This window comes from Jiella marina (assembly GCF_024359545.1).
Taxonomy (GTDB): domain Bacteria; phylum Pseudomonadota; class Alphaproteobacteria; order Rhizobiales; family Rhizobiaceae; genus Jiella.
Window position 1 is genome coordinate 1 of record NZ_JAKQZG010000026.1, and the last position, 11,466, is coordinate 11,466.

At 58.8% G+C, this 11,466-nt stretch carries 11 protein-coding genes and 1 pseudogene; 4 read left to right on the forward strand and 8 right to left on the reverse strand.

The window, feature by feature from the left end; all coding sequences use genetic code 11:
• From MF134_RS23495 to MF134_RS23520, 6 genes are all read right to left on the reverse strand, one after another.
• A partial coding sequence (locus tag MF134_RS23495) for a helix-turn-helix domain-containing protein (protein WP_255341825.1) occupies positions 1–636 on the reverse strand: 636 nt, incomplete at its 3' end.
• Positions 637–944: 308 nt separating this feature from the next.
• Positions 945–1,286, reverse strand: a complete 342-nt coding sequence (locus MF134_RS23500; RefSeq protein WP_255341826.1) for a stability/partitioning determinant — start codon at positions 1,284–1,286, stop codon at positions 945–947.
• Between the two features lies 1 nt (position 1,287).
• Positions 1,288–1,974, reverse strand: coding sequence for a ParA family protein (locus MF134_RS23505; protein WP_255341827.1), 687 nt, complete (start codon positions 1,972–1,974; stop codon positions 1,288–1,290).
• A 139-nt stretch (positions 1,975–2,113) separates the two neighbouring features.
• Positions 2,114–3,463 (reverse strand): relaxase/mobilization nuclease domain-containing protein, encoded by a 1,350-nt coding sequence (locus MF134_RS23510; protein ID WP_255341828.1) that lies wholly within the window; start codon positions 3,461–3,463, stop codon positions 2,114–2,116.
• Entirely contained in the window at positions 3,435–3,791 is a 357-nt protein-coding gene (locus MF134_RS23515) for a plasmid mobilization protein (RefSeq protein ID WP_255341829.1), read from the reverse strand. The genes MF134_RS23510 and MF134_RS23515 overlap by 29 nt, the downstream gene beginning before the upstream one ends.
• A gap of 490 nt (positions 3,792–4,281) precedes the next feature.
• Positions 4,282–4,812, reverse strand: coding sequence for a hypothetical protein (locus tag MF134_RS23520; protein WP_255341830.1), 531 nt, complete (start codon positions 4,810–4,812; stop codon positions 4,282–4,284).
• A gap of 14 nt (positions 4,813–4,826) precedes the next feature.
• Between MF134_RS23520 and MF134_RS23525 the strand changes: the two genes are divergently transcribed.
• Positions 4,827–5,132 (forward strand): hypothetical protein, encoded by a 306-nt coding sequence (locus MF134_RS23525; RefSeq protein ID WP_255341831.1) that lies wholly within the window; start codon positions 4,827–4,829, stop codon positions 5,130–5,132.
• 51 nt (positions 5,133–5,183) lie between these two features.
• On the opposite strand, the gene MF134_RS23530 is transcribed toward MF134_RS23525, so the two are convergent.
• On the reverse strand, positions 5,184–5,504 hold the full coding sequence (locus MF134_RS23530) for a hypothetical protein (RefSeq protein WP_255341832.1): 321 nt from the start codon (positions 5,502–5,504) through the stop codon (positions 5,184–5,186).
• Between the two features lie 117 nt (positions 5,505–5,621).
• Here MF134_RS23530 and MF134_RS23535 point away from each other — a divergent pair, with 117 nt between their 5' ends.
• Together MF134_RS23535 and MF134_RS23540 are read left to right on the forward strand one after the other, a co-directional pair.
• Complete coding sequence (locus tag MF134_RS23535) at positions 5,622–7,259, forward strand: type IV secretory system conjugative DNA transfer family protein (protein WP_255341833.1); 1,638 nt, start codon at positions 5,622–5,624, stop codon at positions 7,257–7,259.
• Complete coding sequence (locus MF134_RS23540; protein WP_255341834.1) at positions 7,259–7,798, forward strand: hypothetical protein; 540 nt, start codon at positions 7,259–7,261, stop codon at positions 7,796–7,798. The genes MF134_RS23535 and MF134_RS23540 overlap by 1 nt, the downstream gene beginning before the upstream one ends.
• 775 nt (positions 7,799–8,573) lie before the next feature.
• Here MF134_RS23540 and MF134_RS23545 read toward each other — a convergent pair.
• Complete coding sequence (locus MF134_RS23545; RefSeq protein ID WP_255341835.1) at positions 8,574–9,146, reverse strand: tyrosine-type recombinase/integrase; 573 nt, start codon at positions 9,144–9,146, stop codon at positions 8,574–8,576.
• Positions 9,147–9,565: 419 nt separating this feature from the next.
• Here MF134_RS23545 and MF134_RS23550 point away from each other — a divergent pair.
• Positions 9,566–11,466, forward strand: a pseudogene (locus MF134_RS23550) (hypothetical protein); the annotation flags it as partial.

Genomic DNA, 11,466 nt, shown 5'->3' on the forward strand with positions numbered 1-11,466 from the left:
ATCGATCAACCGGGCAAGCGCGGCCTCTAGCGGCCCCTTCTCGATGTCGAACAAAAGCCGCTCTTTCTTCGGCAGGCCTGCCCGCATGGCCTCGACCTCGGCCGCCTGTGTCTGCCGGGCGTGGTCGTGATCGTCGGGGGCTGGTGCCGGCTGGCCATAGCGGCCAAGCAGCCGGCGCGCCGCTGCTGGCAGAAAGAGCCGGTAGGCGTTGCTCGTCTGTTGGACCTGCGGGCCGCGCCCTTCGCTGCCGGTCGGCACGTAGCGCCGCAGCCAGTCGAGGAAGCCGTGTTGACGAAGCGCTTTCAGCGCATCGACGACGGCGGATTTCGAGCGGTTGATCTTCGCCGCGATTGTCTCAAGCGCCGGATCGAGCCGCCCGGATCGAAAGTCGATCAGGTTGGCGAGATAATCCAGCACCTCGAGCGCGACATGACCGAGCGGGCCGTTGCGCTGCCCGCCCTGCCGTCCGGCCATGTCGTAGCGCCGTGCGGCCAGGACGAGCTGGCGCACGTCCTGCCGCGTCGTCGGCCGCCAGAATGTCCCCTCGCGCCCCTTCGCGCGGGATTGACGGCGCACGGGTGCGCCCCGCCGTCCCTGCTGTGTCGGCTGATTGAGAATGTCCCCTAATAATTGCATGCATCCCCCTTTCGGACCTGTCGGCCGAAGGGGCGGGGCGTCAAATTTTGGCAAAGCGATCCCGTGGCAAGAATCTGCTTGCAAAGGTCCGGGGATTCATGGGAAAGTGTGGTTGTTCAGATCACAGTTTCCCGGGTCGTCCCCGGATATGAAGCCCGCCCTTTCGGCGGGTTTTCGTGTTTCTGGGCCTAGATTCCTCCGGGCTTGGTGAGTGACGCGCGAGCGAATCCCCCGCGCAACATCACGCTATCGTGCCAGAGTCGGCCCGTTCCGAAAAGAATTTTTAAGGTTTGCGGAGTTTCGCGCGCTTAATTGCGATATTCGCGCTCTAACAGCTCGACAGCGCGTTCCAGGGTTTCACCCAAACCCCACCCCTGCCGATCGGCGATCGCGCAATATGCTTCGATTGTTTCCGGCCTGGCTTTCAGATTGAATTGCGCATTCCGCCCTGTGCGGCGGCGACGCTGCGTTTTGCCTGGCGCGTCGGCCATAACCTGCTTTGGCTCTCGGCTACGAAACCCCATTGCCTCCATGGCTTTGGTGTCCGCCGGCTTTGGCTTTGTCTCGCCAGCGGGCTTTGGCGACCATTCAGCCGGATTGAATTCGTCCAAGGCGTCTGAAAAACCAAGATCGGCACGTTGCTTCGACATATCAGGCCGCCTTCGTCCGCGTGGCCGAGCTGCGCAGCTTTGCCAGGACTTCCCCGGCAAACTCGCGCGCATTCTCCATCGCTTTGTCCAAGTTGCTGACCTGGCGCGGATCGAGGCCGGAAAGCAGGCCTCCATAGTCCAGAATATCCCGGTAGGCCGCGCGCTCGACAATAGAAGTCGAGAAGATATCGATGCCGGCTTTGTCGAGCTGTTCGCGCACGTTCTTGAGCGCCCGCGACGCAACGGCGGCGCTTGTGCGCGTCATGAGGACGGCATGTTCAATTTCCCGGCGCGCCATGCGGGCCTGATTGCGGATTAGTTTGATGGTTTTCGCTGCCCCCTTGGCGTCCATCGAAGCGCCCTGGGTCGGAATGATGACGAGATCCGCCATGCCGATGGCATTGGCGACCATGAGGCTGGCAGTGCCTTCCAAATCAACGATGACGAATTGCGCCGCAGCGGCGGCGTCCTCGATCTGGTCAACAATTGTATCCTCGGTCACCTCCGACAGGATGCGCACGTTTTCAGGCTTCCCCGGCAAAGCGCCCCATTGAGAAATCCACTTCTCCGGGTCGGCATCGATGATCGAGACGGCCGCACCTTTGGCGGCAAGTTCGCAGGCGAGGAGAAGGGCGGAAGTGGTTTTTCCGGCACCTCCCTTCGGATTGGCGAAGGCGATGACAGGCATAGCAATGGCTTTCGGCTGTGAAAGGATAAATGAAAATATGAGAAGAAACGATAACAGTTAGCTAACGGATATCCAAACGAATTCCGATAGCTATCTGGTAGCTACCAGTTAGCTTGTAGCTATCGGGTAGCTACTTTTTTCACATATCTAGGTCCATACCGCGGCCACGCCTTGGGCCGCGGTGCCGCGGCTGTTCCTGCGGAACCTGGCCCAGCTCGACGAACTGCCGCCGCCGCCTGGCGTTGTACTCCCGCCAGTGGTCTTGCTGCTGCTGGCGTTCGGCTGTCTGGCGCGTCTTCAACTCGCCGCATGTGCGCAAATACGCTTCGCGCGCCATCTCGCGAGCGAAGCGCGCGGCGCGCTTCTCCCGGCCGACCTTTTCCCCGATCTCCTGGCGGACGATGTCGGCCAGGGCGCGGCGTTCCTTTTCATGCCGGCGCTCGATCACCGCGCGGCGGTTTTCCTGCGAGAACGCCGCGACGAAGCCGCCCAGAATGTCGCCGTCTAACGCTTTTTCGCGCATGACGGCCGCCGCATGCCAGATGCGGCCAATGGCGGTTTTATCGCCGCGCTCGAAGTCGCGCAGCTCGTCCCGCTGCCGCTGAAACATCGACGCCCAGGATTTCTTGCGCGCGGCCTTGGCCTCCTCGATGGCGGTTTTAACGGCCGTGTCCTCGTCCCGGCCCATCTCTTTTTTCTCGGCCGCATAGGCCGCTTTCAGCGCCTGCCATTCGGTGTGGTGTCGTTCGGCCATGTCCCGGCCGGCGGTTGCCAGCTCGCGCTTGCCCTCGTCCTGCTGGCGTTTCAGCCAGGCCAAGCGGCGGTCCTGGCCCTCGGCCTTTTCGGCCTCATAGACGTTGCGGGGTTTGCGCCGGGCGTCCACCTTCTCGCCCTGGGCGCGCTTGTTGGCGTTCGCCTGTCGGCCCTCCACGATCTTGAGGCCGTTTTCCCGCTCGAATTCCTGCGCCCACCGGGACAGCTTTTTCTTGGTATTGGACAACAAAGCAGGCTTGCCGTCTGGCTGTTTCGAGGCAGCCGAGAGCCCTGTTTCCGGGTCGATCAGATTGACCATCACGTGAATATGCGCATGGCCGGTGTCCGTGTGGCGCACGGCAAGGGCTTGGTGTCGATCAAGGCCCAGCGTTTTTAGCGCGCCGTTTACGGCCACTCGCTCAAGCCGTTCGTCCGTCCGGTCGGCCGGGTCGAACGTGATCGAAAAATGATAGACCGTGTTGACGGCCGACTTGCCCCTTTTGAAGCCGGCGGCAACTTTCAGGTCACCGGCGCTTTTCGCCGTGGCGGCCATCAAACGCCAGGCTTTTTCCGGGTCGGCATCGTCCAGATTATAGCTTTGCGTCCAGCCGACGCGCGCGGCCGTGGTCTGGTGCTCGGCATAGGTCCAGCCGTCACCGGCCTCGCGCGTGTCATGCAACAAATAGGCTGCCAGGCCCTTGAAGCTCTTACCGACTCCGATTTCGACCGGATTCATCGAAAGTCAGCCGCGTGACGTGGCCCCGGATTTCGTTGATGAGGTCGGGCAGGTGATACGGCGCGGATCGGCCGGCGTTCATGTGTTTCGCGATTTGGTTGAGATTGACGCCAATGCGCAAAAGAGCGGTCGCTAGCTTGGCCCGGTTCGCTTCGCCGGCACGCCGGGTAGGCAATGGACGCCCCAGGGTCTGCCGTCGGATGTAGTCCGACAAAGGCAAGCCGAAGGCATTGGCGCGGCGTTCCAACTCGGCCCGTTCCTGGCTTGTGAGGCGGAACTGATAATAACCGTCCCGCAGCTCGTCCGGTGATTTTCGCGGCCGTCCCATCCTCTCCTGCGCCTCCTCAAGGGGTGTCCAGAGGGCGGCGTTAGCCCCCTCTGGCCAGGTATTTGTTATGACAAATACACATCTGGCTACTCTCAAAATGTCAAGCTAGCACGGCCTCCCTTAAGGGCACATTAACCAGGTGTATGAGCAGCCGCTGCCGACGCCCTCAACGGGTCGCCATGCTCCCCGTCCTCCGCTCCGCTACGGCCCTCCGGGTGACCGCGCCGACATCGGCCGCAAGCGGCTTTGGAAGACGGTCGGATCAATCCGCCCGGTCATTCATGACGGGCGTCATCCGTCGTTGGCGGGATTATGACTGGCCCCGCGTTCTTGCTCCACCTCGGCCAGGAACTGGCGCTCAAGATCGGCCAGGCCGTCCGCGATCACCAGCTCGAATTGGTTGTTGATCTCGTCGGTAATTCAAGAAACCTACTGGAATCGGCCGCACGTGCGAAATCACGCTCGGCCCGGCGCTTTTCGTCGCTGTCGGTCATAGATCATCCGTGGGATCGTCTTCCGGGTCCTGGCCCGGCTTCTTGTCCTGCCCTGGCCCGTTCGGCCCGTCCAAGTCGTAGAGCGCGTCCAGCAAAACCCGCCGCCGCTGCTCTTCGATTTCATCGGCAATCTGCTGCCGCATTCGCTCGTTTTGAACCTCGATTAAAGCATCGGCCTTTTGGGTGATATCGTCAAAAACAGGTGCCGTTAAAGGCGAGGTAGACTTGCCTGGCGCGGGGTTGTGCCGCGCCTCTTCGATTAGTCTATCGATTTCATTTTGCCGGCGATCCGCCTCGGTTTCGTCAACCTCTCGTTCGACGCGGACGTTATAGAGCCGTGCTAGCGTTTCCTGGGTCTTATTGGCTGCGTCCGTAGCAGCTGGACCGATCCGCTCCGTCAGTTTTCGTATCTCGTCGTCCTGAGCTTTTAGCTCCTTTTCTCGTTGATACTTGTATTCTTCTTCTGGGTTTTTTGCATTTCTTGCAAATACCGGCGATAATGGCGGGACTTCATCAGGTTTTACCATTTAGAGGATCCGATATGAACGATAAAAACATGACGTTTGCCGATTTCATGACCGACAAGGACGGCGAATACACGAAAGCAAAAATGCTGTCGGCTGCCCGCGCCTTAATCGCCGAAGGCCGGCGCCCGCGACGCGTTGTGGCTGCGATTATAGAAAGTGCCCGCGAAATCGCGAAAGACCAAGGCGACAAATTTTATTGGCGCTTTGCCTGTGATTTGGAAAAACGCGCTCAGATCATGCTGGAATGCGAGGAAGAGCGCCTGACCATGCTGCGCAATACCTTAGTTGAGCTGGAAAAACAGCTCGCCAACCCGCACTAAGCCGCTTGATCGGATGCCGGTTTCTCGGGCGCCAGGCGGCCCGTGATGCGTTCAAAGAGCGTTAGCGGGGGTGTTGTGTAGCCGCTTTTTCGGCGTCGGCCTCTGTACGGCTTCTATGGCCGTAAGGCGCTCTTTCAGTTCCCGCGCCTCTTTCTCCTGCCCCTCCTCGCGCGCCGCCGCCTGCCGGTTCTGCTCGGCGACAAGCTCCACAATTTTCAAAAGCTGATTCTTCAAGAGGACAACCGCCGGCTTGTCCTTCGGGGACTCAGTTGCCGCCCGTAGCGCCTTCTTGCACCACTGCCCTACGATGAGGCCTCCGCACCTAATCGCCTTGGTTGCGGCTGTGTAGGTTTCGTGTTCAAATCCGTACAACGTCCAAACTGCGCTTTGCTATGTACTGTGATTCCTCTTTTTTCATAGGGTTACTATGACTTTAAAAACAAAGTCCAATAATCTGCAACAATAATCAATTTATAGCTTGCATAAATCATGGATAACTCCTTCTTTGACCAAGTCAAAAACCTAATATATCTCGCTTTCCAATACGTAATTGTCTATATAATTGAGGGAATTTTATTCGCGCTATTCGCCGTCGTAACCGCGATTGGCTATGTATACAACAGCTTCCCTGAAGCCCTCCCCGGATGGCTGCGCGCCATAATCATGTTTTTCGGATTGGTCGCAATCTCCCGGGCGTTCTGGGCCTGGCGCGACAAGGTCCGCTTGGGCGGTCTTACGCGGGATGCTCCCTACGGCAAATCTGAATGGGCCACGCGCACCGAATTAAAGGCCGCAGGGCTGCTTAAGCGCGAAGGTCTGTTCCTAGGCACCTGGAGAGATGGGATGCGTTCTGCGGACCTCTACAGGTCCGGCGACGGGCATTTGCTGACAATAGGGGCGCCAGGGTCGGGGAAGACAACTGGCCTGGTCGTGCCGGCTCTGCTCGAACTCAAGCATGGCGCGGTGATCGTCACCGATCCCAAAGCCCAACTCGCCGCCATAACCGCGCGGCATCGCAAAACCATGGGCGAGGTCTATTACCTGAACCCTTATGTCGACGAGCTGCGCCAGCAAACCGGCATCGCAATCCCGGATTCTGGCTTCAATCCGATTGCCACCCTCCAGCCCGGTTATGATCTGAAAGACGACGCGGAAAACCTGGCCCGGCTGCTTATGATCCAAGACCGGGAGGATTCAAACAGCTATTGGGGTGACGAAGCTGCCGGCATCATGGCCGCCCTGATATACTGGATGGTCAAAAACGAACCGCAGGAAAACCGGAACCTCGCCTATCTCTGGGGCATGGTGCGCCAGGACCGCCAACACATTCGTCAACATCTTTCCTGGCTGAAATACAGCAAGGACAAATTCCAGCAAGTCGAAGGCGCCCGGCTGTACGATCTGACGACCGCCGAGAAACAATGGCAAGGCGTCATCTCGAAAGCCCAAGTCGCAACGCAACGCTACGCGCCTAACACACCGATAGGCGACCATACGGCACGGCACGGCCTCGACCTTTCGAAGATCAAGCGCGAAGATATCACCGTTTACGTCATCGTACCCACGGGTCGCATTAAAACGGCGGCGCCGTGGCTCAACCTAGTGATGGGCGTACTCGGGCGGGAAATCGGGAAACCGGGGGAAAAGCGACCGGTTTACATGCTTATGGACGAAGCGCCAGCCCTCGGCTTCCTGCCCGATCTGCGCAATTTCCTGCGCGAGTCCCGCGAGGCAGGTTTGCGGGCCTGGATATTCAGCCAAACGCGCGCGGCCCTAGCCGATCCCAGGCTCTACGGCGAAAACGGCTACGACGACATTGAGGGCCTTTGTGAAACCAGACAGTTCTTCGCCATTCGGGAGCCGAAGCTTGCGAAGGATATTTCGGAACTGTTCGGCGAAAAAACCGCGCTCAACCGAACCACAAAAGAGAGGATGAAGAAAGACGAGTCCGACACCTTTGCAACGCTCGGCGTCCCACTCATTCGGCCTAATGAAGTGCTTCGTATGAGGCCCCCGGATCAGTTGATCCTGCATGGCGGTCTGCCGATCCGTGCCCAGCTCGTTCCCTACTGGAAACGCTCGACATGGCGCAACAGGACGGATCGTAATCCGTATAGAGGCAAGTGATGGACTTCGACGCACGCGACAATGAACAGGTCATCCGCGCGGGCGCACTCTTTGGCCTCGTCATCGGAGGGATTGGGTTTCTCATAGGGCAAACGTTCACGCTTCCGGCAGTCCTGCAAGCACTCGCTCTGGCTGTCGCGGTTGCCGTCGGTGTCTTCGTCGTCATCAAGCTTCTGGTACTATTCTACGACGTTATGATTTTCGTCCTCAACGGCATTGCGGACGCAATTTCATGGGCCATAGGAACGATATTCCGCCTATTCGTCGGCACGGTGCGGATGATCGTCATAGATATGCCGGTGATCTTCTTCCGTACCCTCGCGGCTTTTGTGATCGCAATTTTTTCCAAAGATCGGCCGGAAGACCCATCATTCACGGAGGACGAGCCGGAGGCGCCGCGACGCCCAGCTTGGGAAGCAAACCTTGATAAACGCGAACAACAATTGATGAATATCATCAACGATGCCGCCGCCACGGAAGGCGAAAAAGCAAACGCCCGTGACGCTTTACAAAGATACCGCGCAAGAAAGGGTGGATAATGAGCTTCTTAGAGCGATTTAAGCGAGCCTACAAGGGCCTAGAGCCGGTCTATAATTTGCAAATTAATGTCTTATGCGGTCAATTTGGAAGATGGTTTGCCGAAGATATAATAATAATAAAGGGTATAGCAACATTCGATAATACTAGAAAAGTCAATTCCCCGCCCGGAATTTTAATTAATGAGACTTCTAAATTATCTTCAGTACATATAAAAAAATTTTCAAATGGTAAAAACTGTACTCACTGCCCTTACTGCAATTCATCTACAAGATTTTCATGCAATTGCGGCATATATTTTTGCCAACCAAGAGGCGCTTCTATTTTTTATTGTCCCTCGTGTGAGGCGCGATATAATTCGAATAATGAGAATCCAAAATCACTTCTTGCATCAAGGACAACTGTCGCTTCCTTAGGTTCTAATATACCATCGCGACGGATGATTACGAAAAAATAGCCTCTCTATCGTCCGCCGCTGCTCTCGGGACGAAAATGCATTGCCGCGCAGGCACGGCGGCAGCCGCTCGGACCGGTGGCGCGGCTGCCGATCCCCGCAAGGGCGGGTGATCTGCCCGGCTAAATCTTGTGTCCAACCTCGCACATTGCGAGGAGGGCCGGACGGCGATTTTAGCAAGTAAAACGCGGCGCCGATCGGGGATTTTTGCGGCCGTTATTATTTGGATTTGTCAGTATTCGCGGACTGTATCGCGGATTTTTCCGTTTTTTCTTAAATTGATTATGCATATATTATAAAACAGGTTCCATAATGTTGCGTTATCAGCTCCACATACGTTCCGCGATTGACCGCTGCTCCTCGCCAAGGGCGTTCGCATAAATCGCCGTCGTCTCGATTGTGGCGTGCCCCATCCATTTCGACAGCATGTTGAGGGGCACGGCCGCACCAATAGCCGCAACGCCGTAGCCATGGCGCAAACCTTTGGGGCTCGCCTGGGGGCCGGTGATCACGGCCGTCTCCATGATGGCTTTCACATGCCGCCATGCGGTCGTGCGGCTCCAATCCCATAAGAGAGGATCGCCGCGCCGCCTGTGCGCCTCCCTGACGCCGTGCACGAGGTCGAGGGTATCAAGGAGCCGGGGCGGAACGGGAACGGCTCTGTAGACGCCTGTGCGGCGCTTCTTCAACGTCTCGAAGACGAGCGCCTGCCCCTCTAGGTCAATCCGCTTCACCGACAGGGCCAAGGCTTCGGAAATCCGGCACCCGGTGAAATGCAGCACCTCGCAGAAAGATCGCACCTCGCGCGGTGCTTTGGCGGCGGCTGCGAGGAAGGCCGCACGTTCGGCGGCGGTCAGATAAAGGCGGTTGCCCTGCGGGTCGATGAGGTCGGTCATTTGAAACAGAATACAAGAATTCTGTTTCAAAATCGACGATCACGGCAGTGTGAAAAGGCGATTCTGCAAATTTGACGACCTCAAAGGATTTAGGCGGTTCTTGAAGGAAATCCGTCCATCGGCGGCCTTCTGGGACATCCCCGAAAACCTGAACACCGGAGAAGTCCTATGCTTCCGCCTGTCCTCTATCTCGTGATCGCAGCCTGCTATGTCGCGCTCGCGATCCACTACATGCCCGCATAACCATCGGCGGCCTCGGTTCGACTTGTCGAGCCGGGGCCGCCATCTGAAACAGAATTTCGAATTCGGTCGCAAAAACTGCGTTCATCGACATAATCGCCTCAACCAAGAGCCGCAGAATCAACTTGTATCATGCCACAGGGCTGGCGATGCTGGATTGCATCGACCCGGAGTGGCGCATGAGCGTTTTTGCAGGAACGATCGAGAAAGCGGCTGCCCTTTGTGTGGGATCAGCGGCCGTCGCCCATGGAAGCGCGACGACAGGCGTACTTGAAGCGAGCATCGGCGCCGCTGCTCTGATCGGGTTCATTCTCGAAAAGCGGCGGCGGTTCGGCCCGGAGTCCGAGCGAGTCCGCAAGCGCATTCAGGACGAAGTCTTCCAGTCCTATCAGCATTTGATTTCGGGAAGTGACGGCGACTCCGAGGCAGCAGTGGAGCTTCGCGCCGCCAACGAGGCTTTGTCTCGATCGCTGGAAATCTGCCTGATCGACCGCAAGTCGATGGCGGCGGCGGCGGTGACGTCGGAAGGGTTTCCAGGCCGCGCCATCGCGCTCGTTATGGAGGGACTGGGCCGGGCCGAACCCGATTTCTTTGGAACGAAGCGGGCCGATACGATCGCCTATCGCTTCGCCCGCGATGTGGTGACTGCGGGCATTCAGGCAGCTGTCGACAACACTGACTATTACCGCCATCTCGAAAAAGACCTGATGTTTGAGATGGCGCGCGCCATCGGGACGATCGAATCAAGCGTCGGCGAATTGCACGAGCAGGGCAGACGCGTCGAAACCGAGATCGCCGCAATCCGCGAAGGTCAGGACACGCTGCCGCAGCGCACAGCGGACCTTGTCCAGCAAGCCTTGCAAGACGCGATCTCATCGCTTGGTGTCGGCGAGGGCAGAGAAGCCTTACGCGCCATCGCGGAACGGTTCGGTCATGACAATCCCGACGCCAGCATCGCCGATCTTCGCGCCGTTCTAGAAAAGGCGGCGGAGGACTACGGTCGGCTCAAGGCGCAAATTACAGCTCTCTCTGAAAAGGACGACCGCGTCCGAAATCTGACGGCGGCGGCGCAAGCGGACATCGACGCCGGTCGTTTCGATGACGCCGACTCGCTTCTGGCGCAAGCCGAGGCGTTACAGCAAGAGCATCAAACACTTGAGGCGATACGGAAACAGGCTGCGGTGCGTGAAGCGCGCGGGACAGCAGCGCTTCTGTCAGGCGAGGTCGATACGGCGGCAGAACATTTCAGCAAGATCGTTCAGTTTTTCGCGCCTTTCAGCGCCAGAGAGGCGATCTTAGCGGCGAACGAAAATGGGGAACGCCTTCAAGATCATGCCGAGCGCTGGGGGCGATCAGGCCTCGATCAAGCGATTAGTTTGTTCAGTCAGGGCGTAGCTCTATGCACCGAAGCGGACATGCCGAGCGATTGGGCGAGGACCCAGAACAATCTCGGCAACGCCTATGCCAGCCTTGGCGCTCGGCTCGGGGGCGAGGCAGGGCGCGAGGCGCTCGACGCTGCCGTCACGGCTTACAAGGGGGCGCTGCGGGTCCGCACCGAAGCGGACATGCCGAGCGATTGGGCGATGACCCAGAGCAATCTCGGCAGCGCCTATGCCAGCCTTGGCGATCGGCTCGGGGGCGAGGCAGGGCGCGAGGCGCTCGACGCTGCCGTCACGGCTTACAAGGGGGCGCTGCGGGTCCGCACCGAAGCGGACATGCCGAGCGCTTGGGCGACGACCCAGAGCAATCTCGGCAGCGCCTATGCCAGCCTTGGCGATCAGCTCGGGGGTGAGGCAGGGCGTGAGGCGCTCGACGCTGCCGTCACGGCTTACAAGGGGGCGCTGCGGGTCCACACCGAAGCGGACATGCCGAGCGATTGGGCGAGGACCCAGAGCAATCTCGGCAACGCCTATGCCAGCCTTGGCGATCGGCTCGGGGGCGAGGCAGGGCGCGAGGCGCTCGACGCTGCCGTCACGGCTTACAAGGGGGCGCTGCGGGTCCGCACCGAAGCGGACATGCCGAGCGATTGGGCGAGGACCCAGAGCAATCTCGGCAGCGCCTATGCCAGCCTTGGCGATCG